The sequence below is a fragment of the Aurantiacibacter sp. MUD11 genome, assembly GCF_026967575.1.
In the GTDB taxonomy this organism is placed as follows: Bacteria; Pseudomonadota; Alphaproteobacteria; order Sphingomonadales; family Sphingomonadaceae; genus Alteraurantiacibacter.
Window position 1 is genome coordinate 1,876,011 of sequence record NZ_CP114054.1, and the last position, 24,032, is coordinate 1,900,042.

At 66.4% G+C, this 24,032-nt stretch carries 26 protein-coding genes; 8 read left to right on the forward strand and 18 right to left on the reverse strand.

Annotated elements, in window-relative coordinates; all coding sequences use genetic code 11:
• Positions 1–67: 67 nt before the first annotated feature.
• Genes OZN62_RS09315 through xseA form a run of 4 tightly spaced genes read right to left on the reverse strand, consistent with a single transcriptional unit; the run spans position 68 to position 3,669 of the window.
• Positions 68–1,021 (reverse strand): esterase-like activity of phytase family protein, encoded by a 954-nt coding sequence (locus tag OZN62_RS09315; protein ID WP_269099340.1) that lies wholly within the window; start codon positions 1,019–1,021, stop codon positions 68–70.
• Positions 1,022–1,040: 19 nt separating this feature from the next.
• A complete protein-coding gene (locus tag OZN62_RS09320; RefSeq protein ID WP_330848735.1) occupies positions 1,041–1,979 on the reverse strand; it encodes a M23 family metallopeptidase in 939 nt (312 codons plus the stop codon).
• Complete coding sequence (locus tag OZN62_RS09325; protein WP_269099341.1) at positions 1,976–2,179, reverse strand: DUF2093 domain-containing protein; 204 nt, start codon at positions 2,177–2,179, stop codon at positions 1,976–1,978. Before OZN62_RS09325 ends, OZN62_RS09320 begins: the two co-directional genes overlap by 4 nt.
• Before the next feature lie 26 nt (positions 2,180–2,205).
• The gene (xseA, locus tag OZN62_RS09330) at positions 2,206–3,669 is read right to left on the reverse strand and encodes an exodeoxyribonuclease VII large subunit (RefSeq protein WP_269099342.1); all 1,464 of its coding nucleotides are present in this window, start codon (positions 3,667–3,669) and stop codon (positions 2,206–2,208) included.
• On the opposite strand from xseA, the gene purD reads away from it, so the two are divergent.
• Positions 3,668–4,951, forward strand: a complete 1,284-nt coding sequence (purD, locus tag OZN62_RS09335) for a phosphoribosylamine--glycine ligase (RefSeq protein ID WP_269099343.1) — start codon at positions 3,668–3,670, stop codon at positions 4,949–4,951. The genes xseA and purD overlap by 2 nt on opposite strands.
• A 27-nt stretch (positions 4,952–4,978) precedes the next feature.
• A complete protein-coding gene (locus OZN62_RS09340; protein WP_269099344.1) occupies positions 4,979–6,808 on the forward strand; it encodes an SHOCT domain-containing protein in 1,830 nt (609 codons plus the stop codon).
• 174 nt (positions 6,809–6,982) lie between these two features.
• Here OZN62_RS09340 and OZN62_RS09345 read toward each other — a convergent pair whose 3' ends face one another.
• Positions 6,983–7,978, reverse strand: a complete 996-nt coding sequence (locus OZN62_RS09345; RefSeq protein ID WP_269099345.1) for an adenosine kinase — start codon at positions 7,976–7,978, stop codon at positions 6,983–6,985.
• Between the two features lie 80 nt (positions 7,979–8,058).
• Here OZN62_RS09345 and OZN62_RS09350 point away from each other — a divergent pair, with 80 nt between their 5' ends.
• The 3 genes from OZN62_RS09350 (at position 8,059) to OZN62_RS09360 (ending at position 10,223) form a co-directional block, all read left to right on the forward strand.
• The gene (locus OZN62_RS09350) at positions 8,059–8,766 is read left to right on the forward strand and encodes an EI24 domain-containing protein (RefSeq protein WP_269099346.1); all 708 of its coding nucleotides are present in this window, start codon (positions 8,059–8,061) and stop codon (positions 8,764–8,766) included.
• A 1-nt stretch (position 8,767) separates the two neighbouring features.
• Complete coding sequence (locus tag OZN62_RS09355) at positions 8,768–9,199, forward strand: hypothetical protein (protein ID WP_269099347.1); 432 nt, start codon at positions 8,768–8,770, stop codon at positions 9,197–9,199.
• A gap of 82 nt (positions 9,200–9,281) precedes the next feature.
• Positions 9,282–10,223: a hypothetical protein gene (locus tag OZN62_RS09360; RefSeq protein WP_269099348.1), complete on the forward strand. Its 942-nt coding sequence runs from the start codon at positions 9,282–9,284 to the stop codon at positions 10,221–10,223.
• Between the two features lie 33 nt (positions 10,224–10,256).
• On the opposite strand, the gene OZN62_RS09365 is transcribed toward OZN62_RS09360, so the two are convergent.
• The 13 genes from OZN62_RS09365 to OZN62_RS09425 form a co-directional block, all read right to left on the reverse strand.
• Positions 10,257–10,619 carry a HesB/IscA family protein gene (locus OZN62_RS09365; protein WP_269099349.1) on the reverse strand — a complete coding sequence of 121 codons (363 nt, stop codon included), beginning with the start codon at positions 10,617–10,619 and terminating at the stop codon, positions 10,257–10,259.
• Positions 10,616–11,116: a GNAT family N-acetyltransferase gene (locus OZN62_RS09370; RefSeq protein WP_269099350.1), complete on the reverse strand. Its 501-nt coding sequence runs from the start codon at positions 11,114–11,116 to the stop codon at positions 10,616–10,618. The genes OZN62_RS09365 and OZN62_RS09370 overlap by 4 nt, the downstream gene beginning before the upstream one ends.
• Positions 11,113–11,622: an SUF system Fe-S cluster assembly protein gene (locus OZN62_RS09375; RefSeq protein ID WP_269099351.1), complete on the reverse strand. Its 510-nt coding sequence runs from the start codon at positions 11,620–11,622 to the stop codon at positions 11,113–11,115. The genes OZN62_RS09370 and OZN62_RS09375 overlap by 4 nt, the downstream gene beginning before the upstream one ends.
• Entirely contained in the window at positions 11,622–12,797 is a 1,176-nt protein-coding gene (locus OZN62_RS09380) for an aminotransferase class V-fold PLP-dependent enzyme (RefSeq protein WP_269099352.1), read from the reverse strand. Before OZN62_RS09380 ends, OZN62_RS09375 begins: the two co-directional genes overlap by 1 nt.
• Entirely contained in the window at positions 12,797–13,195 is a 399-nt protein-coding gene (locus tag OZN62_RS09385; RefSeq protein ID WP_269099353.1) for a hypothetical protein, read from the reverse strand. The genes OZN62_RS09380 and OZN62_RS09385 overlap by 1 nt, the downstream gene beginning before the upstream one ends.
• A complete protein-coding gene (locus OZN62_RS09390; protein ID WP_269099355.1) occupies positions 13,192–13,938 on the reverse strand; it encodes a SufD family Fe-S cluster assembly protein in 747 nt (248 codons plus the stop codon). The genes OZN62_RS09385 and OZN62_RS09390 overlap by 4 nt, the downstream gene beginning before the upstream one ends.
• On the reverse strand, positions 13,935–14,681 hold the full coding sequence (gene sufC / locus OZN62_RS09395; protein ID WP_269099357.1) for a Fe-S cluster assembly ATPase SufC: 747 nt from the start codon (positions 14,679–14,681) through the stop codon (positions 13,935–13,937). Before sufC ends, OZN62_RS09390 begins: the two co-directional genes overlap by 4 nt.
• Entirely contained in the window at positions 14,681–15,226 is a 546-nt protein-coding gene (locus tag OZN62_RS09400; RefSeq protein WP_269099358.1) for a DUF559 domain-containing protein, read from the reverse strand. Before OZN62_RS09400 ends, sufC begins: the two co-directional genes overlap by 1 nt.
• Positions 15,223–16,734 carry a Fe-S cluster assembly protein SufB gene (gene sufB / locus OZN62_RS09405; RefSeq protein WP_269099359.1) on the reverse strand — a complete coding sequence of 504 codons (1,512 nt, stop codon included), beginning with the start codon at positions 16,732–16,734 and terminating at the stop codon, positions 15,223–15,225. The genes OZN62_RS09400 and sufB overlap by 4 nt, the downstream gene beginning before the upstream one ends.
• The gene (locus OZN62_RS09410; RefSeq protein WP_269099360.1) at positions 16,731–17,147 is read right to left on the reverse strand and encodes an SUF system Fe-S cluster assembly regulator; all 417 of its coding nucleotides are present in this window, start codon (positions 17,145–17,147) and stop codon (positions 16,731–16,733) included. The genes sufB and OZN62_RS09410 overlap by 4 nt, the downstream gene beginning before the upstream one ends.
• 96 nt (positions 17,148–17,243) lie before the next feature.
• Positions 17,244–18,155, reverse strand: coding sequence for a helix-turn-helix domain-containing protein (locus tag OZN62_RS09415; RefSeq protein ID WP_269099361.1), 912 nt, complete (start codon positions 18,153–18,155; stop codon positions 17,244–17,246).
• Positions 18,156–18,185: 30 nt separating this feature from the next.
• Positions 18,186–19,073, reverse strand: a complete 888-nt coding sequence (locus tag OZN62_RS09420; RefSeq protein WP_269099362.1) for a helix-turn-helix transcriptional regulator — start codon at positions 19,071–19,073, stop codon at positions 18,186–18,188.
• A 33-nt stretch (positions 19,074–19,106) separates the two neighbouring features.
• Entirely contained in the window at positions 19,107–20,915 is a 1,809-nt protein-coding gene (locus OZN62_RS09425; protein ID WP_269099363.1) for a DUF885 domain-containing protein, read from the reverse strand.
• On the opposite strand from OZN62_RS09425, the gene OZN62_RS09430 reads away from it, so the two are divergent.
• The 3 genes from OZN62_RS09430 to OZN62_RS09440 are packed head-to-tail and all read left to right on the forward strand — an operon-like array spanning position 20,914 to position 23,983.
• Entirely contained in the window at positions 20,914–21,198 is a 285-nt protein-coding gene (locus tag OZN62_RS09430) for a hypothetical protein (protein ID WP_269099364.1), read from the forward strand. The genes OZN62_RS09425 and OZN62_RS09430 overlap by 2 nt on opposite strands.
• A gap of 18 nt (positions 21,199–21,216) precedes the next feature.
• Complete coding sequence (locus OZN62_RS09435) at positions 21,217–22,248, forward strand: quinone-dependent dihydroorotate dehydrogenase (RefSeq protein WP_269099365.1); 1,032 nt, start codon at positions 21,217–21,219, stop codon at positions 22,246–22,248.
• Between the two features lie 10 nt (positions 22,249–22,258).
• On the forward strand, positions 22,259–23,983 hold the full coding sequence (locus OZN62_RS09440) for a gamma-glutamyltransferase family protein (protein ID WP_269099366.1): 1,725 nt from the start codon (positions 22,259–22,261) through the stop codon (positions 23,981–23,983).
• The last annotated feature ends 49 nt before the right edge of the window (positions 23,984–24,032 follow it).

Consider the following 24,032-nt stretch of genomic DNA (forward strand, 5'->3'; position numbering starts at 1 on the left):
TTCACCACGTCTGACGCGAATCAGCGCGCGCGGACCTGTTCCTCGCGCGCTTTTTCGTGCCTGCTGTTCAGGGCTGCCAGCGCAGGCGCGCCAGCAGGGTGCGCTGGAAGGCACTGAAATTGTCATCCGCGATAAGCCAGATCTCCGCGCCGCCATCGGGCAGGGGGGTCAGCGCCATCCCCTCGTAGTTCTCGTGCGGCAGCAGCCGGTTGAGCCATAGCGCCACCTCGGGGCGGAACGCCTCGCCCTCGGCAGGCAGCGCGCCCACCACGATCAGGTTGTCGAAGGTCGGCGGCAAGCCCGCCACCACGCGGCGCATTAGCACCAGCACCCGCCCGTCGGGCAGTTCGGCGGCATCGGTGGGGGCGAATTCGGCTTCGGGCCATTCGACGGGGAAGGGGACGGCATCCGCGCCTTCCACCGGGTCGGCGGGATAGAGATAAAGCCGCGCCTCGCTTTCGGGCAGCATCAGGAAGCGCCCGTCCGCCAGCCGGACGAGGCTTTCCAGCCCGCTGTTGTCGGGCCATCGCGCCGTTTCCAGCAAGACATGCCCATTGGGCCGATGGTCAGCGGTGAAACGGTGAATCGCGTGCTCCGCCTCGTAGCCGAGCCAGTAGGCGCCGCTGGCCGGATTGCGGGTGGCCGATTCGATATCCCACAGCCGCTGTTCGAGGCCCCGCCTGGGTCGATGATCGACCTGCGAAGCCGGCAGGTCGCTGTCACCCGGCTGCCCGAACTCCAGGCGTCGCCCGCGATCGGCGAAGGCGAGCAGTCGGTCATCACCGGCGAAGATCAGCGCGGAATAACCGCCAAAGCGAATGTCGGACGTGCGCATGTCCCACAGGCCGGTGACGCGAAAGCCGCTCTCGGTCCCTTCAGGGTAGGCGAGCGCGACAGCCTCCAGAGCGCCGATATCGCCTTCGGAAACCGGCGTGCGCCACCAGGTGCTGGCAAGGGCGAGCGCGGCCAGCATGGCAGCTGCCGCGATCCTGATGCTCCTGCCTCGCATGGTCCCGGTCATGCCCGCACGCGCAGGCGGCTCAGGGCATGGGGCCGGTGAACAGGATCGGGTCGAGCCGCGAATTGTGCCACTTCATGCTCCAGTGCAGGTGCGGTCCGGTCGCGCGTCCGGAAGAGCCGATGCGGCCCAGCAGCTGGCCCTGCTCGACGCGGTCACCCACCTCAACGGCAATGTCCGACAGGTGCAGGAAGGCGCTGTTGAGGCCCGCACCATGGTCGATGATCAGCAGGTAGCCTTCGAGGCTGAAGGGCGTCTCGGTCGCCAGCGTCACCACGCCGCCGGCGGGGGCGACGAAGGGATCGCCGCTGCCGCCCGTGGCGATGTCGATGCCCGAGTGATAGCTGCCCGGCTCGCCGCGATAGATGCGCTGCGAGCCGAAACGGCCGGAGATGCGTCCGGTCAGCGGCCAGATGAATTGCTCGCTCCAGCCAAGGCTATCGGAATTGGCCGTGCGGGCATCCCAGATCGCGTCGAGCTCCGGCGCGCGGCGGCGGCGGAAGGCTTCGCTGGAAGAGGACGGGCGCAAGGCGACGTTGACGCGCTCGATGTTCCAGTCGCGCGGACTGACGGATAGTTCGCTGCGCACCTCGCTGCCGTCGGCCAGCGTGGCCACCAGTTCCGCCGTGCCTTCGGCATCGCGGTCGAAAGCCGCGAAGAAGTTGCCCTCGGCGTCCAGCAGCAGGTCCTGCTCGCCCAGTCGGGCGGAGACGGTGCCGGCGGGAGCCTGTCCGCGAATCCAGCCGCCCTGCGTCAGCGCGCCATCGTATTCGAAGCTTGCCGGACGGGCCGATGTCGGCGCCGCAGCAGGTGCGGGTTCGGCGGTTGCCGGAGCGCTTGCCTGCGACGTCCCGGCTGCGGGCGCCGGGGTGCTTTCTTCGTTGGCAGAGGTTGCCACCGAGCAGCCTGCCAGCAGCAGGCAGGTCACGGTACTGGCAATGGCAACAGGGTTCAGGCTCACAGGTCCTCAAGCGCGCGGCGAGTGGAGAGTTCCGCACTCGCGTAGGCTTCCTGCCGGTCCACGCTCCAGTAGCGCAGCTCTTCCAGCGGGATGGGTACACCGCTCATGGCGCAGGGGACGAAATGGCCGGGCTTGACCACGCGAAAGCCGTTGGGGCCGTAGATCAGCGTGGCCGCCTTGTCGGAAGAAGACATCAACATGGCCCCAATGTAGTGGCTCTACCCGGTCAAAGCAATTTCGCCTGTCCGTCGTCGGGCTTCGGCTTGTCGCTTTTCGGGGCGCGCTTCGGAGCCTTGCGCGGCGTATCCCCCGGCACGGCCTGCACGGTGCCGTCGGCGAACTTGATGCCCAGCACCGGTTCGCGCGCCGCGGCAGCCGCACTGGTGACGGCCTTGCCCGCGCCGTCCAGCACCATGGCATAGCCGCGCGAGAGCGGCTTTTCCGGATGCAACTGCTCGGCCAGCCGGGCGAGGGCGGCCAGCCGCTCGCGGCCCTCGGCAATGGGGCGCTCGACCAGCGCCGGGGCAAGCCGCGCCGCCGCCAGCCGCTGTTTCGCGTCGCGCAGGTTGGAGCGCAGGATAGCGGGCGAAAGGCGCAGGTCGGCCAGCTTCTCCCGCCCCCGCGCCGCGCGATCGACCAACCCGCGCCGCAAGCGCTCGCCAAGGTCGTCCAGCTTCTGCGCCTGCGGTTGCAGCAATTGCTCGGGGGCCGGCAGACGGTCGGCGCGCGCAGCCAGGCGTTCGCGGCCCAGTTCGACCGGGCGCATCACCACCTTGCGCTGGCGCAGGGCATAGTCGTCGAGCGTGGCGACGAGGTCGCGCAGCACCGGCACGGCGATCTCGGCAGCGGCGGTGGGCGTCGGCGCGCGGCGGTCCGCCGCATAGTCGCACAGCGTGGTATCGGTCTCGTGCCCGACGGCGCTGATTACCGGGATCGGGCTTTCGGCAACCGCGCGCACCACGATCTCCTCGTTGAAGGACCACAGGTCCTCGATCGAGCCGCCCCCGCGCGCGACGATCAGCAGGTCGGGCCGGGGCACGGTGCCGCCTTCGGGCAAGGCACCGAAGCCGCGCACGGCTTCGGCCACCTGCTTGGCCGCGCCTTCGCCCTGCACCAGCACGGGCCAGACGACGACGTGGCTGGGGAAGCGATCCTCCAGCCGGTGGAGGATATCGCGGATCACCGCGCCGGTGGGTGACGTCACGACGCCAATTACCCTGGGCGCGAAGGGCAGGGCGCGCTTGCGCTCGGGCGCAAACAGCCCCTCTGCCTCCAGCCGCGCCTTGGTCTTCTCCAGCAGGGCCAGCAGCGCGCCCTCGCCGGCGATCTCCATCCGCTCGATCACGATCTGGTACTTGGAGCGGCCGGGGTAGGTGGTCAGCTTGCCGCTCGCGACCACTTCCAGCCCGTCTTCGGGCCGGAACGGCAACCGCGCCGCCGTGCCCTTCCACATCACCCCGTCGAGCACGGCCTTCTCGTCCTTCAGCGCCAGGTAGACGTGTCCCGACGCCGCCCGCTTCACGCCCGAAAGCTCGCCGCGCACGCGCACGAAACCGAAGCGATCCTCCACCGTGCGCTTCAGGGCCTGCGAAATCTCGGTGATCGAAAGCGGTGCGGAATTGTCCCCTGCCGCGCTGGTCGCTACGAGCCTGTCACCGTTGGAATCGTCGTAGGGAGAATTGCGCGTCATGAATATCCTGGTGCTTGGCTCGGGTGGACGCGAACATGCCCTGTGCTGGAAGCTGGCGCAATCCGCCGCCATCGCGGAACATGGGGGCAAGCTCTACGTCGCGCCTGGCAATCCCGGCATGGCCGAATGCGCCGAGCTGGTGACGCTGGACGCCACCGACCACGCCGCCGTCGTCGCCTTCTGCGCGGACAAGGCGATCGGCCTCGTCGTCATCGGCCCGGAGGCCCCGCTGGTCGATGGCCTGGCCGATTCGCTGCGCGCCGCCGATGTGCCGGTGTTCGGTCCGTCGAAGGCCGCCGCGCAGCTGGAAGGCAGCAAGAACTTCACCAAGGCCATGTGCGACCGCGCGGGCATTCCCACCGCCGGCTATGTCCACTGCACCTCGCTGGAACAGGCCAAGGACGCGCTGAGCACCTTCGCTCCGCCGTTCGTGCTCAAGGCCGATGGCCTGGCGGCAGGCAAGGGCGTGGTGATCGCCGAGAACGAAGACCACGCACGCGAAGCGCTGGAGGACATGTTCGGCGGCAAGTTCGGCTCAGCCGGGGCGGAAGTTGTGATCGAGGAATTCATGGCGGGCGAGGAAGCCAGCTTCTTCGCGCTGACCGACGGCGAGACGGTGATCCCCTTCGGCACGGCGCAGGATCACAAGCGCGTGGGCGATGGCGACACCGGCCCCAATACCGGCGGCATGGGCGCCTACAGCCCGGCCCGCGTGCTGACCGACGCGCTGGTGGCCGAAACGCTGGAGCGCATCGTCTTCCCGACCGTGCGCCAGCTGCGCAAGGACGGCATGCCCTATGTCGGGGTGCTCTACGCCGGGCTGATGCTGACCGACGAAGGCGTGAAGCTGGTGGAATACAACTGCCGCTTCGGCGATCCCGAATGCCAGGTGCTGATGATGCGCCTGCAAAGCGACCTCGCCGACTACATGCTCGCCTGCGCCAAGGGCACGCTGACCGACCTGCCGCCTGCCGAATTTGCCGAGGACACGGCGATGACCGTGGTGATGGCCGCGAACGGCTATCCCGGCACGCCGGAGAAGGGCGGGGCGATCGACCTGCGCGATGCCGAGGCCGATGGCGCCAAGGTTTTCCACGCGGGCACCAGGATGGACGGCGAAAAACTGGTGGCCAATGGCGGGCGCGTGCTCAACGTTACCGCCACGGGTACCGACACCAAGGCCGCGCAAGCTGCCGCCTATCGTGCGGTAAAGGCAGTGGATTTCCCCAGTGGCTTCTACCGCAACGATATTGGCTGGCGGGAAATCGAACGCGAAGGCTGACAGGCCTGCTGCGAATCTCCGGGGCAGATGCTTGCCCCCGCACGCAAGATTTCGCAAACTTGGCTGATGAAGTCATTCAAAGTCAGCCTGACGACCGCCGTCGCCCTCGCCATCTTTGTTCCACTTCCCGCGCAAGCCTTGCCGGACGATGCCGCTGAGATGCGCGAGCTGTTGGCCAGTGAATATGGCGGCAGCGCGATTGCCTATGTCAACGATGATCCCGGCGATTTCCGGACCATCGGGTGCCGCGGTCGCGTCGATCTGCTCGAAGTGCTGGTCGAAAACGGGCTGGTGCTTTCTGAAGTCGATGCACGTCCACGCTTCCAGTTCATCTCGTGCTCGCTTTACCAGCGAGGAGGGCCGACACTTGCCATGGTGATCGATCCGGACAGCGTCGCGGGTTTTGAGGATGACATCGATGCCATGGATGGCACGATGCCGCTCTACACAGCCATCCGAACCGACAAGTACGACGCCGTGTTCGCCCTGTTGCAGAACGGCGTGAGCCGTTTCGAGCGAGGCGAGCGTTACCAGGCGCTGACCCGCGAAGAGCACCTGCTGCTTGCTGCTGCCGAAGCGATCAACGGAAACAAGGAAGACGCGGTCCGGGCATTCCGTGATTCCAGGTTTGGATATATCCTCGATGCCGCCCGGAACGAGGCCAATGTCAGCTATGTCGAACAGCGCATAGGCGGTGGGGGCGGTGGCGGCCTCTTCAGTGCCATCGCCGGCGGCGTACTCGGTGCCTATATGGGTGGTGCCGTCGGCGCGGGAGCCGGACTGTTGATGGGCGCGACCAGTGGCGACAGCGATGGCTCCGGCACCGGCGGCGAAGGATATTCGGGTCCGCTTCCCCTGCCAACCAACCGTGCCGAGTTGGGGCTGCAGGTTAATCCCGTGCGTGTGCCGCAACGCGGGCTTGAAGTGATGCAGCTTCGCCCGGGAGGGTCAGGCGAGGCGGCCGGGATCAGGCCGGGCGACATCCTCGTGAGCATAGCCGGGGAACTCGTAGCCTCGCGCGGCTCGCTCTATGTCGCGACGGAAAAAGCCTTCGACCTGCCGGAATACGAAGTCGAATACTTACGTGGCGGGGAGCGCATGACAGCCACGTTCGGGCCTCCGCAGCCGGAAACCGAAGAACCGGCGAACAACAGTGCGCCAGCAGCCAGCGAACCCAGCCCCGGCACCTCGACCACGGGCACCGTGCTCGAGGAACTGGAAGCGCTTGGCGACCTGCGCGATCGCGGCATCCTTTCGGAAGAAGAATTCGAAGAGATGAAGGCGCGGATTATGAATCGCTCGACCGCGGCGCCTGCGCCAGCTGCACCTGCTCCGGTGACGGACGCGCCGACGGTTTTCGGGATTCGGATGGGACAGCCGCTCGCCAGCCTGCAGGTGATGCAGGAACATCCCAACCAGCGCTATCAGGTGACTCCGCAGGTCACGGATCCCGAAATCGACGTCATGGCCGTCCAGGCAACCGCCGAAACCGGTGTCTGCAAGGTGCAGATGTATGGTCGCACCTACGAGCGGGACCGGCACGGCAGAGCGGTCCTCGCGGCTTATGACCGATACCATCCGGCACTGGTGGCGGAATTCGGCCCGGCCCGGGAAACCGATACACTCGCACGTGGATCGGACTACGACGATGCAGACGAATATGCCCTCTCCATCTTTCATGGAGACCGCCAGCGATCGAGCTTCTGGCAACTCGATGGATCGGACGGGATTTCCACCGTCCTGCTGGACATCACCTCGGACGGCCCGCTGGGGCTCTACGTCTACCTCGGCTACGAGTTCTCCAACTTCGACGAGTGCCAGGCGATCATTCAGGCGGCCAACGCGAGCGGCGCCTAGGCGAACTGCCTGGCAGGCGCTGCCTTTCCTACACCGCGGCCATTCTGACACGCGTCAGGCATGTCCAATCATGCCCTCCAGACCCGCAGAAACCTGCGGGTTCGGGGCAGCGGGGAATTTTCATCCAGGACAGTGTTCCATGTGTTCCACATTGGCGGAACGCATGAGAGCGGATCAGCCCAACTTGTCGGCCATCAGCTTGGCGAGGTCGGCTTCCGAACGCGCGCCGTAGTGGCTGATGATCTCGGCCGCGGCGATGGCGCCGCGGCGCAGGCACCTGGCGGGTTCCTCGCCGCGCACGTAGCCGAACAGGAAGCCGGCGGCGAACAGGTCGCCCGCGCCAGTGGTGTCGACCACCTTGTCGATCGGCTCGGCTGCTACCTCGGAGCGTTCGCCATCGGTGACGCAGACCGCGCCGTCCTCGCTGCGGGTGACGACCAGAACCGGCACCTGGTCCTTCAGCGCGTCGATCCCGGCGTCGAAATCGTCCTCGCCGGTGATCGCGGCCAACTCCACCTTGTTGGCGAAGAGGATGTCGATCAGTCCGTCGGCGATCAGCGCGCGGAAATCGTCGCCGTGGCGGTCGATCACGAAGGCGTCGGACAGGGTGAAGGCGACCTTGCGACCGGCGGCCTTGGCGGTCTCGATGGCGGCGCGCATGGCCGCGCGCGGCTCTTCCGGATCCCACAGGTAACCTTCGAGATAGAGGATCCTGGCGCCGCCGATGGCCTCTTGGTCCAGCGCCTCGGGCGGCAGGAACTGGCTGGCGCCGAGGAAGGTGTTCATCGTGCGCTGGCCGTCGGGGGTGACGAAGATCAGGCAGCGCGCAGTCGGCGGCTCGCCTTCGCGCGGGGCGGTGTCGAAATCGATGCCCACGGCGCGGATGTCATGCGCGAAGACGTTGCCCAGCTGGTCGTCCGCCACCTGGCCCACGAAGGCGCACTGCGCACCCATCGCCGAAAGGCCGGCCAGGGTGTTGGCCGCCGAACCGCCGGAAATCTCCTTCGCCGGGCCCATGGCGGAATAGAGCTCCTTCGCCCCGTCCGCGTCCACCAGCGTCATGCCGCCCTTGGTCATGCCCAGCTCGTCCACCAGTTCGTCCGAAGCCGGGGCCATCACGTCGACAATGGCATTGCCGATGGCGATTACGTCGTAACGAGGGGCAGTCATGCAAATTCCTTCTGATCTGTGGGCGGCGGCCGCCAATGCGGCGTTGACTTGGCGGAAGGGGCGCGCAATCGCAAGCACCTATGGGTTCCCTGCCAACATCGCTTGCTCTCGGGCTGCGCCAGGTCTTCGACGGCGCAGTGCTGCGCATCCTGCTGAAGAGCGTGGCGGTGACGATCGTGCTGTTCCTGCTGGTGGCGACGGGCGGCTGGCACCTGCTCGACTGGCTGCTGGCCGTCGGCGGACTGGAGGACGCGCTGTTCGCCGGTGCGGGCGCGGTGCGCGGGGCGCTGTCGTTCATGCTGGCGGTGGTCGGCCTGTGGCTGACCTGGCGGATCGTGGCCATGGCGGTGATCCAGTTCTACGCCGACGAGATCGTGCTGGCGGTGGAGCGGCGGCACTATCCGGCGGAAGCGGACCTGGCGCGCGAGCTGTCGGTGGCGGAGCAATGGCGCAACGCCTTGCGCGGCGCCGGCCGGGCGCTGCTGGCGAACCTGATTGCCGCGCCGCTGGCGCTGGTGCTGCTGTTTACCGGCGTGGGCACCTTCGCGCTGTTCTGGCTGGTGAATGCCGTGCTGCTGGGCCGCGAATTGCAGGACATGGTGTGGCTGCGCCATTGCCATCAGCCGGCGGAACAGGCGCCGGTCGCCAAGGCCGAGCGGTTCCTGCTGGGCGGCCTGATCGCGGCGATGATGGCCGTGCCCTTCGCCAATTTCCTCGCGCCGGTGTTGGGGGCAACATCGGCAACCCACCTCGTCCATCGCAAATTGCAGAATTCGAAAGCCCCCTGAAATGCGTTTGATCGCCATTGCCCTTGTTGCCACCCTGCTTTCGGCCTGCGTCAGTGCGCCGCGTCCGCAGGCACCCGCCCCGCCGCCGCGCACGGTGGAGCCGCGCGTGGTGCCGCCCACGGCCCCGCCGCCACCCGCGCCGGTGGCCGGGTTCCGCGTGCCCGAGATCATGCAGGGGCCGGGCCTCGCCGGGATCATCCGCGAGCCGGCGCCGGTGCTGCTCTCGCGCTTCGGCACGCCGCGGCTCGACACGCCCGAGGGCGACATGCGCAAGCTGCAGTTCGCGGGCGCGGCCTGCGTGCTCGACGTGTACCTCTATCCGCTGGCGCCGAATGCGGAGCCGGTGGCGACCTGGATCGAGGCGCGCCGCGCCAGTGACGGGCAGGTGGTGGACCGGCTGGCGTGCATCCAGGCGCTGTCGCGGCGCAGGTGACCGGGAAGGCTGATTTACCAGCGCTAACCCGACCTTAACCCTGTCGCGTCATGGTACTCGCGCGACCGGAGGATTTTGCCGCATGAGTTTCGAATTCGCCAAGATTGCGCAGCAGGCTGCTGCCGACCGTACCATCTGCGCCGCCGAGGTTGCTGCCCTGCGCGGTTCCGGCTGGGCCGATGGCAAGATGACCCGCGAAGAGGCGGAAATGGTGTTTGCCACCCAGCACGCCATCGCAGACCCCTCGCGCGAGTGGTCCGATTTCTTCGTCGAGGCGATCCAGAACTACGTGCTTCACGGCAGCGAACCGCGCGGTTTCGCCAGCGCCGAGGAAGCCCAGTGGCTGATCTCGCAGGTGGAGGCCGATGGCCGCGTCTGCTCGATGACCGAACTCGAAGCGCTCGTCCGCATCATCGAACGCGCGCAGAACGTGCCGGAAACGCTGAAGAGCTACGTGCTCGGCGTGCTGGAGAAGGAAGTGCTGGAAGGCGTCGGCCCGACCCGCTGCGGCGGCGAGCTGTCCGACACTCACGTCAGCCGCGCCGAATGCCGCATCATCCGCCGGGTGATCTTCGGCCAGGCGAGCGACCGCCCGGCCGCCGTCAGCCGCCGCGAGGCCGAGATGCTGTTCCGCATCAAGGATGCCGTGGTCGGCAAGGACAACGCGGAAGAGTTCAAGAAGCTGTTCGTGCAGGGCGTCGGCAACTACCTGATGGGCTTTGCCAGCGGCAAGGCGCAGATCAGCCGCGAACGCATGCTGGAGCTGGAAGCCTTCATCGCCGACAATTCGGTGAGCGTGGGCCGCTTCATGCGCGAAATGGCCGTGGCCGCTCCCAATGCCTTTGGCGTGGTGTTCGGCAAGAAGTCGGCCGAAGCCAGCCGCGAGGAACAGGTTGCCGCCGAAGAAGAGGTCACCGGCAGCGAAAAGGACTGGCTCGACGGCCAGATTTCGCTGAACGGCAAGGTCGACCCCTACGACCAGGCCTTGCTGGAATTCCTCGCCGAGGAAGTTGGCCAGGCCTGACGGTCAGCGCCCCGATTCCGGGCGCCCAGCGCCTTACACCATGAAGCTTTCGCCGCACCCGCAGGCGCCCTTGGCGTTGGGGTTTTCGAACACGAACCCGGCGGTGAAATCGTCCTCCACCCAGTCCATCGTGCTGCCGACCAGGTAGAGCACGCTGGCGCCGTCGATGTAGAAGGTGCCGCCGGGCGTCTCGATCTTTTCGTCGAAGGCGACTTCTTCCGAAACGTAGTCGACCGAGTAGGCCAGGCCCGAACAGCCGCGCCGCGGGGTCGACAGCTTCACGCCGATCGCATCCGCTGGCGCCTTGGCCATCAGGTCGGCGACGCGTTGCTCGGCGGCCGGCGTCAGGATGACAGCGGCTTTCGGGGCGGGGCGGGTCGTGGTCGTCTCGGTCATATCAGTTTCTTCTGCCAGAACAGTGCCTTGCCGGCTTCGGGATCAAGCTGGTAGTCGCCAAAGCCGCAGCTTTCATAGAGGCCCATGGCGCGGGCATTGCCGCTCAGCACTTCCAATGTGATCTTGCAGGCACCGCGCTTCAAGGCCTCGGTCTCCACCGCCTGCATCAGCGCGCGACCGATGCCCTTGTCGCGATAGCCCGGCAGCACGGCCATATCGTGGATGTTGACCAGCGGCGCGGCGGCGAAGGTGGAAAAGCCGGTGAAGCAGTTGGCCAGGCCCACGGGCACGTCGTCGAGCCGGGCGATCAGCGAGAAGGCGCCGGGAAAGGCGGCCAGTGCATCGACCAGCGTCTGCCGCGTGTCGTCGGCCAGCGGTTCCCCGCCGCCCATCGGATCGCGGGCGTAAGCGTCGAGCAGGCTGACCAGCGCAGCCGCATCCGCCGCATCGCCGTAATCGGCGAGCGATACGGTCAGCGCGGGTGCCTGCGAGCTCACAGCATCCCCAGTTCGAGGCGGGCTTCGTCGCTCATCTTCGACGGGTCCCAGGGCGGATCCCAGGTCACCACCACCTCGGCATCGCGCACGCCGGGGATTGAGCCGACACGCAGTTCGATCTCGCCCGGCATGGTTTCGGCCACCGGGCAGTGCGGCGTGGTCAGCGTCATGGTGACGACGACGTCGGCGTCTTCGGCGACTTCGACGTTGTAGATCAGGCCAAGGTCATAGATGTTCACCGGGATTTCCGGATCGTAGATTTCCTTGAGCGCGTCGATCACCGCCTGGTGCAACTCGCCGCCCGGCTCGCCCGGAGCCACGTTCTCGGGCTTCTTGGCGAGGAAGCCTTCCAGGTAGTCGCGCTTGCGCTCCAGCTTCTCGCCGGCGCTCTCTTGCTCTTCGGGAAGCGGCGCGTCGGACACGCGGGCGCGCGGCGGCTTCTCCACCACCTGCTCCGCGGGAGACGGTGCCGCGATGAAATCCTTTTCGTCTCTTGGCTCTTCCATCAGCCGAAAATCCTCTTGGTGCGTTCGATGCCGCGGATCAGCGCGGCGACGTCTGTTTCGTCGGAATAGATGCCGAAGCTGGCGCGCGCGGTGGCAGGAATGCCCAGCTTGTCCATCAGCGGTTGCGCGCAGTGGTGCCCGGCACGGATCGCGACGTTCTCCTCGTCCAGAATCGTGCCAAGATCGTGCGGGTGCACGCCGTCGAGCATGAAGCTGACGATGCCCGCACTGTCTTCCGGTCCATAGAGCGTCACGTCGTTCATGCCGCGCAGCGCCTCGCGTGTCTGGGCGACCAGCGCGGCCTCGTGCGCGTGGATGGCCTCGACACCGATGCCCGCTACGTAGTCGCAGGCGGCGCCGAAGCCGATGGCCTCGACAATGGCGGGCGTACCCGCCTCGAACCGCTGCGGCGCAGGGGCATAGGTGGTCTTTTCGAAAGTCACCCGATCGATCATCGCGCCACCACCCTGCCACGGAGGCATGGCCGCCAGCAGCTCTGCCCGGCCCCACAGCGCGCCGATACCGGTCGGGCCGTAAAGCTTGTGCGAGCTGAAGGCATAGAAGTCGCAATCGAGGGCGACGACGTCGACGGGGATGCGCGGCACGGCCTGGCACCCGTCGAGCAGCAGCTTGGCGCCCACGGCATGGGCGAGCTCCGCCGCCCGCTTGCCGTCGACCACGCTGCCCAGCACGTTGGAGACGTGCGCGAAGGCGACCATCGTGTGCTCGCTCGTCAGCATGGCCTCGGCGGCGTCGAGGTCGATCCGGCCATCGTCGGTCAGCGGGCAGACATCGACCTGCCAGCCGGCCAGTTGCCAGGGCACGATATTGGAGTGGTGCTCCAGCTCCGACAGCAGCACGCGGCCCTTGTCCGGATAGGAGTAGGCGAGCAGGTTGATCGCCTCGGTCGCTCCGCGGGTGAAGACGATCTCGTCTTCCGCACCGCCGATGAACTCCGCCACGCGGCGCCGCGCGGCTTCGTAAGCAAGGGTCATGTCCGCCGAGCGGGCATAGACGCCGCGATGGACGGTGGCGTAATCGGCGCCCAGCGCCTGCTCCACCGCCTCGATCACCACACGCGGCTTCTGCGCCGTCGCCGCACTATCGAGATAGTGCCAGGGCGCGCCATCGGCGGTGACGAGGCCGGGAAAATCGGCCTTCCTGCTGGCGGTCATCACGGACACAGGTCGCGGCTCCAGCCAGGATTGTCGCCCCGTGCGCAATTGTAGCGGATGCCCGCCTGCACCACGCGGAAACCGATGTCGGTCTGCGCCAGTGCGAGGCGCCACTGTTCGCCGGTTACCGAATCGTCTGCGTAGCCGGAGGCCGTAATCAGCACGAGGCGGGTGAACCGGCCGCTCGGATCGCGACCGATCTCGGTGGTGACCTCGGCCTCGGCGTTGCCGGTCCGTTCGAGATACCAGGCGACTGCCTGGTCGGGATTGGCGAAGACCCGGTCAGGGATCTCGATCGGGTTGTAGGCGCTGGCCGGCGGCGCATCGAGATAGGGCATCACGGCGCAGGCGGCGAGCGCCAGCGGCGCGGCAAGGGCGGTCAGCAGACGGACACTCATACGCGGTCCTCCAGCTTGGCGAGCGCGGCTTCGAGCAGGCGCTCGGCCTCGCCCTCGTCTTCCAGTTCGGCAATCGCGTCGGCGATGAAGGCGCGGATCAGCAGGCGCTTGGCGAGGTCCGGGGCGACACCGCGGCTGGCCATGTAATAGCGCGCCATCTCGTCCATCTGGCCGATGGCGGCACCGTGCGCGCACTTCACGTCGTCAGCGAAGATTTCCAGCTCCGGCTTGGTGTTGGCGGTGGCGCCCTTTTCCAGCACCAGCGCCTTGAAATCCTGCGCGGCATCGGTGCGCTGGCCGAGCCGGCCGACGTTGATCGCGCCGAGGAAGTTGCCCGTCGCCTGGCCCCAGTGCACAGCGCGAACCACCTGGTTGGAGGTCGCTTCCGGCGCGTCGTGCGTGGTGCGGGTGACGATCTCGCGCACGGCGTCACCGCCGCCGATGGTAACGCCGCCCAGCTCGAAATGCGCGCCCGTGGCAAGGTCGGTCTCGACCTCCACGCGGCAGTAGTCGTCACCGGTGACGACCACGAACAGTTCGGCCCGCGCGCCTTCGCCCACGGTCAGGCGGATACGGTGCAGTTCGGGCGCATCGCCGCCCACCACCATGCAGTGGCGGTGTGTTTCGCCGGCGGCGACATTCACCTCTTTCCACTGGTCGAGCGCGGCCACGCCAAGCTGCCCGACCGCGTCGAAATCGGCATAGCGCCAGGCTTCGTCGCGAATGGTGGGAAGCTCGCTCATGCGGCCACCACCTCGTCGTAGCCGTGCTCTTCGAGCTGCTTGGCGAGCTCGGCACCGCCGGTCTTCACGATGCGGCCCGCGCTCATGATGTGCACGTAGTCGGGCTGCACGTAGTCGAGCAGGCGCTGGTAGTGGGTGATCAGCAGCACGCCTTTCTCAGGCTGGCGCATGATCGCATTGATGCCTTCGCCCACCACCTTCAGCGCATCGATGTCGAGGCCGCTATCGGTCTCGTCGAGCACGGCGAAGGCCGGGTCGAGGATGCCCATCTGCACCATCTCGTTGCGCTTCTTCTCGCCGCCGGAGAAGCCGACGTTCACGAACCGCTTGAGCATGTCCATGTCGAGCTTGAGCAGCCCGGCCTTTTCCTTGGCCAACTTCAGGAATTCGCCGCCCGACAGCGGTTCCTCGCCGCGCTCCTTGCGCTGCGAGTTGAGTGCCTCGCGCAGGAACTGCACGTTGGAGACGCCCGGAATCTCGACCGGGTACTGGAAGCCGAGGAAGAAGCCCGCGGCAGCGCGCTCGTGCGGTTCCATCTCCAGCAGGTCCTGGCCCATGAACTCGACCGAGCCCTGGGTCACTTCGTAGCCGGGGCGACCGCCCAGGACATAGGCGAGCGTGGACTTGCCCGCGCCGTTGGGGCCCATGATCGCGTGCACTTCGCCTGCCTCGATGGAGAGCGTCACGCCCTTGAGGATTTCCTTGCCGTCGATTTCGGCGTGGAGGTTTTCGATTTTCAGCATCAGTCTTTCCGGGGTTTACGGGGCGGGCCATTGCCGTCGCGGTCATAGCGCGGCCGGGTCTGGCGGGGATTTTCGGCATGATGGCGACGGCGGGCATCGGCCTTGTCGGCAATGCGCAGGCGCATGCCGGCGGTGATGCGCTTCAGCACGTCGTCCATGTTTTCCAGGATGTCGGCGGCCTTCAGGTGCATCACCTTCACGCCGACCGCATCCAGCGACTTGTCGCGGCGACGGTTCAAGGCCTCGTTGTCGCCTTCCTCGTCGATGGCGATGGCCATGCCGAGGTTGTGGCAGTTGAAATCGACAATCGCGCTGCCGACCACGGCGAACCGCTTGAACGTGTACTTGCCAAGATCCGCCTTGGCGAAGCGCGCGGCCAGCGCCTTGTGCGCTTCGCTGGCATGGCGCCGCATGTCGCGCGCCTGCTCGTGCAGCACGTCGAGCCGCTTCTCCGAGATTTCCCAGCCGCGGCCTTTCTTCTTGAGCGCGGGGGCCTCGGCGGTCTCGGCAGGATCGCGGAGTTGGAGTTTCTTGCGGTCGGTCACCCAACGCTCCCTTCCAGCGAGATCGCCAGCAGCTTCTGCGCCTCGACGGCGAACTCCATCGGCAGCTCTTTCAGCACTTCCTTGGCGAAGCCGTTGACGATCAGCGCCACGGCCTCTTCCTCGCCCAGCCCGCGCTGCATGGCGTAGAACAGCTGATCGTCGCTGATCTTGCTGGTGGTGGCCTCGTGCTCGATCTGGGCGGAGGGGTTCTTCACCTCGATATAGGGCACGGTGTGCGCGCCGCACTTGTCGCCCAACAGCAGGCTGTCGCACTGGGTGAAATTGCGCACGCCATCGGCGTTCGCCGCCACGCGCACCAGCCCGCGATAGGTGTTGTTGCTCTTGCCGGCCGAAATGCCCTTGGAGATGATCGTCGAGCGGCTGCCCTTGCCGTTGTGGATCATCTTGGTGCCGGTGTCGGCCTGCTGGAAATTGTTGGTGACCGCGACCGAGTAGAACTCACCCACGCTGTCCTCGCCATTCAGCACGCAGGAGGGGTACTTCCACGTCACCGCAGAGCCGGTTTCCACCTGCGTCCACGAAATCTTCGAACGCGCACCCTGGCACAGGCCGCGCTTGGTGACGAAGTTGTAGATTCCGCCCTTGCCTTCGCTGTCGCCGGGGTACCAATTCTGCACGGTCGAGTACTTGATCTCGGCATCTTCCAGCGCGACCAGCTCCACCACGGCGGCGTGCAGCTGGTTCTCGTCACGCTGCGGCGCGGTGCAGCCTTCCAGGTAAGAGACGTAGCTGCCCTTTTCGGCCACGATCAGCGTGCGTTCGAACTGGCCGGTATTCTCCGCATTGATGCGGAAATAGGTCGACAGCTCCATCGGGCAGCGAACGCCCTCCGGAATGTAGACGAAGGTGCCGTCGGAGAAGACCGCGCTGTTGAGCGTGGCGAAGAAGTTGTCCTTCTGCGGCACCACGCGGCCCAGCCATTTCTTCACCAGTTCGGGATGTTCCTTGATCGCCTCGCTGATGGAGAGGAAGATGACGCCCGCCTTCTTCAACTCCTCGCGGAAAGTGGTGGCGACGCTGACGCTGTCGAACACCGCGTCCACGGCCACCTTGCGGCTGCCTTTCACGTTGGCGAGCACTTCCTGCTCCGCCACCGGGATGCCCAGCTTGTCGTAGACCGCCTTGATCTCGGGATCGAGCTCGTCGAGCGATTCCAGCTGCTCCTTCTTCTTTGGAGCGGCGTAGTAGTAGGCGTCCTGGTAATCGATTTCCGGATAGCCGAGCTTGGCCCAGTCCGGCTCTTCCATGGTCTGCCACAGGCGGAACGCCTTCAGGCGCCATTCGAGCATCCACTCCGGCTCGCCCTTCTTGGCCGAAATGAAGCGGACCGTGTCTTCGGTCAGGCCCTTCTCGGCATATTCGGTTTCGATGTCGGACGACCAGCCGTGTTCGTACTCGGCGGCCTTGGCGGCTGCTTCCTTCGCTTCCCGATCCATTTCGGGGCGATCCACGTCCTTGCGGTCCTGGATGTCCAGTTCTTCGCTCATGCCAATTCCTCGATCTGCGCCAGCTGCACCAGCGAAATGCCCGCCAGTGCGCTGCGCAGCGCTGTGTTCACTACCGGCCAGTGCGGCTGCACCGCGCAATTGCCTTCCAATGCGCAGTCGTGCCGCGCCTCGTCGACGCAGGAGGTGAGCGCGATCGGCCCCTCCACCGCTTCGACGATGTCGGCGAGGCTGATCGCCGCCGCCGGACGCGCCAGTTGCAGCCCGCCGCCCGCCCCGCGGGACGAACGCAGCAGGCCCGCTGCCGTCAGCTTGCTGACCACCTTCTGCACGGTGGGGGCCGGCAGGCCGGTTTCCATCGCCAGTTCGGACGCACTCGTCCGGCCCCCGCCGCAATGGCGGGCAGCCGCACTCATGGTGACGACGGCATAGTCAGCAAGATTCGATAGGCGCATACTAAATCAGACCAAATTGTTCCGATTGGCCACCTATGCGGAAAACTGGCGGAATCAACCCATTTCCGCTTGTTGCGAGTCGTTAGCAGCTGAGCGTCAGGGCTGCTTGCCCAACTGGCTCGCCTCGCTGCCGCCGAACGGGTCGACCGCGCTGTATCCATCGGCGTGCAGCGTGTCGGGCACGGGGCCTCCCTCGGCAGTGCGCAACCGGTGCGGGGTGCGGCCGGTGAAGTAACGGATTTCCTTGATCATGTGCGGTTGGTCGTAGAACGCCTCACGGATCTCGGCTTCCAGCGCCGGCGGAATTTCCGGCAGCGAAAGGATCGTGGCGGCACGCACCGCGCGGTAACGCCGCGCCAGGTGCACCGGTGGCACGCCGAAGAATCGCGCCACGTTGCGCTGCGCCTGCCGGCGTGACATCGGCAAGCGAGCATAGAGGTCGTCCAGTTCCGGGCGGAAGCTGCTGCTGAGCCATTCCAGCGTCTCGTCGATCAGCATCCGATGGCCGCGTCGCAGCGGCTTCTGGCAGACGGCGAGCACTTCGGTCACCGCCTCCGGCAAGGCCTGCTCGTCCATCTCTCCATCCCGCACCCGGCGGGCGAGGTCGCGGATCTTGGCCGCCACCTCCTCGCCGAAGGCGGTTTCCAGCTCGACCTGGCCATTGTTGTACTGGTCGACCGGGAGGCCGGTCAGCGTGGCCCAGCCGCGAAAGTTGAGCGAGACGCCAAACACCCGCACCGGGCCGTCGAGGATGAATTCGTGGGCCTGCAGCAAGGGGGCCAGCAGTGTGCAATCGTCATTGCCCTGCACGTCGCCGGAAGGGGTAATGATCGAACACTTGCCCTTCAGGATCAGCATGAGCTGCCCGGAATAGGCCGGCAGTACGTCTGCCAGACGGGTCAGCGGGGTGTCGAAGAAATAGAACGAGTTGCACAGGTCAGCCAGCGCCGGCGGCGCCGGCAGGAAATTGAAGCTGTAGGGCTGGGAAGAGTTGTCGCCGCGCGCCATGGTGCCGTTCCTGTCGATAGCCTGGCTGGACTAGTCCAGCTCGCGCAGGTTCTTTCCGTCGATAAGTTCGGACAGATAAGGCGACTCGCCGTCGGCCAGCCGCGTCGGCGTGCGACCGACGAACTCGCGCAGCTCGTGGATCATGTGCGGCTGATCGTAGAAGGACTCGGCCAGTCTCGCCTCTTCCTCCGGCGTGAGCTGTGGGCGCGAGAGCATGGCAGCCGCGCGCAAGGCCCGGTACTTGCGCCGCAGCGCGACGGGAGAAACGCCGAAATACTGTTGCACCAGCCGCTGCGTCTGCCGCCGCGAGAACGAACTCGCGGCATAGAGGTCTTCTACATTGGGGAGCAGCGAATCCGTCAGCCACTGGCCGACCACGGATAGCAGCTCGAGGTGCTTCCGCCGCGGCAGCCGCGCATGGCTGACGATCATTCGGCTGAGCTCTGCCACGAGGTCCTGCCCCGCAGCCGAGCCGTTGCGATACTCCTCGCACAGGCGTTTGCCGTTGGTCTCGATCTCTTCCGGCAGCCAATCGCCCGCATTGTAGAGGCGGTTGGCGTGCTCCTGCGCATGCATACCGGTCAGCGCGGCCCAGCCAAGCGGCGATAGCGCGGCGCCGATGGCGTGGAACGGTCCGTCCACCTCAAAGGCGGCAGCTGCCGAAAACGGGGTAAGCAGGTTGACTTCATGCGAGGGGTCATAGCCGCCATCGGGCAGGCTCATCCGCCCCTTTCCGTAAGGGAACAGCGACAGGTGACCCACCGCCGCCGGCTGGATATCACGCACCACCGGGTCGTCGCAACGGAAGTGATAAAACGTAGTGACGAACTGCGCCACCGGCCCTTCCGGCGGGAAGTAATCGATCTCGAAGCGGTTTGGCGGTGTCAGCTCGCCTCCGCGCAGTTCGTGTCGTTTCATCCCCCGATGCCCCTTAAACCCTAGCCGCCCAAGCTACTCGGCTTCCTCGGCAATCCAGGCATCCACCTGCTCTTCCAAGATGGACAAAGGTACCGGGCCATTGGCCAGCACCAGTTCGTGGAATTCGCGAATGTCGAAGTCGTCGCCCAGCGCGGTGCGCGCACGCTCGCGCAGCTCCATGATCTTCAGCTTGCCGATCATGTAGGCCGTGGCCTGGCCGGGATAGACGATGTAGCGCTCGATCGCCTTGCGGATGTCGCCTTCGGGATTGGGCGTATTCTCGGTGAGATAGGCAATCGCCTCCTCCCGGCTCCAGCGCTTGTGATGGATGCCGGTGTCGACCACCAGGCGGCAGGCGCGCCACAGCTCCATCTGCAGGCGGCCGAAATCGGAATAGGGATCGGTGTAGAAGCCCATGTCCTTGCCGAGCTCTTCCGAATAGAGGCCCCAGCCCTCGGTATAGGCGGTGAAGCCGCCATAGCGGCGGAAGGGCGGCAATTCGCCCAGCCCGGTCTGGATGGCGCGCTGCAAGTGGTGGCCCGGCACGCCTTCGTGATAGGCCAGCGCCTCCAGCTCGTTCCGGCTCATCGCGTTCAGATCGTAGAGATTGACGTAATAGGTGCCGGGGCGCGAGCCGTCGGTGGCCGGCGACTGGTAAAAGGCCTTGCCCGCGCTCTGCTCGCGGAAGGCCTCCACCGGCTTCACCTGCAATTCGTATTCCGGCAGCGTGATGAAGTAGTCCGGCAGGCGCGCTTCCATCGCGCTCATCACCGCGTCGACCTCCGCCAGGTAGTCCTCGCGGCTGGTATGGTAGAAACGCGGGTCGCTGCGGGTGAACTCGAAGAAATCCTGCAGGCTGCCCTCGAAGCCGACCTGCGCCATGATCGCGCGCATCTCGTTGTGGATGCGCTCCACTTCGCGCAAGCCGATGTTGTGGATCTGGTCCGCGGTCAGGTCGGTCGTGGTGTAGTATTCCAGCAGCGCATCGTAGTATTCCGCGCCCTGCGGGAAGCGCCAGATGCCATCGTCGGTGGGCGCCATTGCCTGCTGGCGCTCCATCTCGGCAAGCAGGCGCGTGTAGGCCGGCGCCGCGTGCTGCGCCCAAGCCGCCTCGGCATCGGCCACCAGTGCAGCCTCCTCCGCATCGCCCAGTTCGAGCGCCGCAACCTCGCTGCGGAAATCCGCCAGCACGGCATTGTCCATGCCGGCATCGAGGATGTTGCGGATGTCGGACAGGACATAGGGATAGACCCAGTCGGGCGGCATCACGCCATTGTCCGCCCGCCCCGCGGAACGGGCGGCCAGCGTATCGAGCAGCGGCCCGATGCCGGCGATCCGCTCGACATAGGCGCGCGCATGGTCGGCGTTCTGCACGGCGTGGGTGTTGATGAGGAAGGCGGGAATGTCGCTCTGCTCGCCATTCATCTGGTCGAAGAACCAGCCGTAATCCTCGAACGGGTCGAGCGAGGCGGAGCGTGCCGCGGTTTCCTCGAACAGGCGGTAGGACAGCTGGTCCTCCGGCGAGAGGCTGGCGAAATCGTAATTGTCGCGCATGCGCTGCAGCCATTCGTCGCGCATCTCGTCCCGCGCGTCTTCCGCTTCCTCGCTGCGATCGTTCCAGCTGCCGTAATCCTCGTCGCGAATCCCGCGATAGGCCTTGGTCTGCGGCGACATGGCAAGCTGCGCCTGGTTATATTGCTCGAAAAACTCGCCGAGACTGGCGGGCACCGGCGCTTCGGCCGCGGCAGTCGTCGCCGGCGCTTCGGCATAGGAGGAAGCACAGCCCGCCAAGAGCAGGGCAGTTGCAAGAGCAGTGGTTAGACGAAATTTAGAAGAGTTCATGGCGACCATCCGTTTGATTCTCGACGGCTGGTTAACGGATGCTTCGGGACAACAAAAGACAGAAAAAAAGGGCGGCCGTCCGTACTGGAGGCCGCCCTGTCATAGTCGAGAACTCGCAGCGCATCGCGCATTGAGCCCTTCGGGTCGCGGCATCGGGTTAGACGAGGTGATTTTCCGCCTATTGTATGAACACGACATTTTGCGCGAATATTTTGTATCGACTTGTATTAAAATTGTAGCTTGGGCCGGCTTTTCCCAAGGGGGATTGCGCTCGGGTGCGTGATGCTGCCAAGGGCGACGCATGGTCTATTCCCTCGTTCGCCCGCTGTTGTTCCGCTTCGATGCCGAACGCGCGCACGGCTTTGCCATCAAGGCGCTGAAACTCATGCCGCGCGGCAAGCCCGCGCCGCTGAGCGGTCCGCTCGCCACCGAGGTTGCCGGCATCCAATTCCCCAATCCGGTCGGCATGGCTGCCGGATTCGACAAGGATGCCGAGGTTGCCGATGCCCTGCTGGGATTGGGCTTCGGCTTCGTCGAGGTGGGCTCCATCACGCCGCGCCCGCAAGCCGGCAATCCGAAACCGCGCCTGTTCCGACTGGAAGAGGACCGCGCGGTCATCAACCGCATGGGGTTCAACAATGGCGGGGCCGAAGCTGCCGCCGTGCGGGTCGCCTCTCGCGGAAATCGTCCGGGCGTGATCGGCATCAATATCGGCGCCAACAAGGATAGCGAGGATCGCATCGCCGACTATGCGTCGATGACGCGGATCATGGCGCCCTATGCCACCTACCTCGCGGTCAACATTTCCAGCCCGAACACGCCGGGCCTGCGCGCGTTACAGGACGAAAGCTCGCTCACCGCGCTACTCGATGCGGTACTGAAAGCGCGCGGCCCCGACGGTCCGCCGGTCTTCCTGAAAGTCGCGCCGGACCTGCAATCGGCAGATATCGACGCGATCACCCGCATCGCGCTCGACCAGCGGCTGGATGCGCTGATTGTCTCCAACACCACCATTTCGCGCCCCGAGCTGCAATCGGCCCATCGCCACGAGACCGGCGGCCTGTCGGGCGCGCCGCTGAAACCGCTGGCGCTGGAGATGCTGCGCGCCTTTCGCAAGGCGTCGGGCGGCGCGATTCCGCTGGTGGGCGTGGGCGGCATCGCCACGGCAGAGGATGCCTGGGAGCGCATCCGCGCGGGGGCCAGCCTCGTGCAGCTCTACAGCGCCATGACCTATCGCGGCCCCGGCATAGCCAAGGACATCACCCGCGGTCTGGAGCAATTGATGCGCCGCGATGGCTTCGCTTCCATTGCCGAAGCGGTAGGAAGCGAATAGCAGTCCCCTCGTGACCTTCTTCCGCCCGATCATCGCCGCCGCCGTCGCGCTTTCGCTCGGCGCTTGCCAGACCACCACTGCACCCGCGCCGATCGTCCAGACCGGCGTGGTCGAGGCCGCCGATCCGCGTGCCGCCGATGCCGGGCGCGAGATGCTGCGCCGGGGCGGCAGCGCCACCGATGCCGCCATCGCCGTGATGCTGGCGCTGACCGTGGTCGAACCGCAAAGCTCCGGCATAGGCGGGGGCGGCTTCATGCTGCGCGCGCTGCCTGATGGCACGATCACCACCTATGACGGCCGCGAGACGGCACCCGCCGCCGCGGGGCCGGACTGGTTCCTCGACGAGAACGGCGAACCCTATGCTTCGCGCGAGATCGTGCGCACCGGCCTCAGCGTCGGAGTGCCCGGCAATATCGCGCTCGCCGCCCGCGCCCACGCCGCGCACGGCCGCCTCGCATGGGCGGAGCTGTTCGAACCCGCCATCGCGCTGGCCGAGGGCTTCGTGATGAACCCGCGCCTGCACCAGTCGCTCGACGGCAGCATCGACCGCGCCGGTCTCGACGCCGGGATGCGCGCCACTTTCTACGAGCCGAATGGCGAACCCTTCGCCGTCGGCACCGTGATCCGCCGCCCGGACCTGGCCGAGACTTTCCGCCGCCTGGCCGCCGAGGGGCCGGATGCCATGTATGGCGAGGAAGCGGCCGAAGCCTTGGCCGCACATGTCGCCGCCAACACGCCGCGCGCAGCGGGCATGGTCGCTGCCGACATCACCGGCTACGAGGCCAGGGAGCGCGAGGCCGTCTGCGGCTTCTACCGCGCCTATCGCATCTGCTCGATGGGACCGCCCACATCCGGCGGCATCATGCTGCTGCAGACGCTGGGCCAGCTGGAGCGCTTCGACCTGTCCGCGCTCGGCCCGCAGTCGGTCGAGTTCTGGCACCTGTTCCTGCAATCCGAGATGCTCGCCTGGGCCGATCGCGCCGCCTATGCGGCGGACAGCGACTTCGTGCAGGTGCCGACGCAGGCGCTAGTTTCGCCCGAGTACCTGGCCGGGCGTTCGCAGCTGATCGACCCGGCGCGCGCGGCGGAGAGCTATCCCGCCGGCGATGTCGAGAGCCTGCTCGCCATGCGCGGGCTTGGCCAGGGGCCGATGGAGCAGGGCACTACCCATTTCGTCGCCGTGGACAGCGAAGGCGCCATGGTCAGCTACACCTCCACCGTGGAAGGCGGCTTCGGCTCCGGCCTCGCATTCGGTGGCTACCACCTGAACAACGAGCTGACCGATTTCAGCTTCGTCCCCGAGAACGACGGTGTGCCGGTGGCCAACCGGGTGGAAAGCGGCAAGCGACCGCGCAGCTCCATGTCGCCCACCATCGTATGGGACCCTGACGGCGAGCCCTTCCTCATCATCGGCGGGGCAGGCGGCCCCTTCATCCCGGTACAGACCGCGCGTTCCATCATCGGCGTGATCGATTTCGACCTGGCGCTGGAAGACGCTTTTGCGCAGCCCATCGTCATGGGCTTCGGCCCGGTCATCTTCGTTGAAGAGGGCACCTGGCTTGCCGGGCAGACCGATGCGCTGGCGGCGCTGGGCTACGATAATATCCGCACCGGCCCGCAGCCCTTCGGATCAGTCGGCCAGGTCGGCGCGCTAAGGGTCGGAGACGAATGGATAACCGCTTACGATCCGCGTTTCCGCGGGCGGATCGAAGCGACGCCGATCATGCTGGACTAGACCAAGGGACACTTGCCCGGAACCACCGGGCAGCCTAACCCGCTTGTTA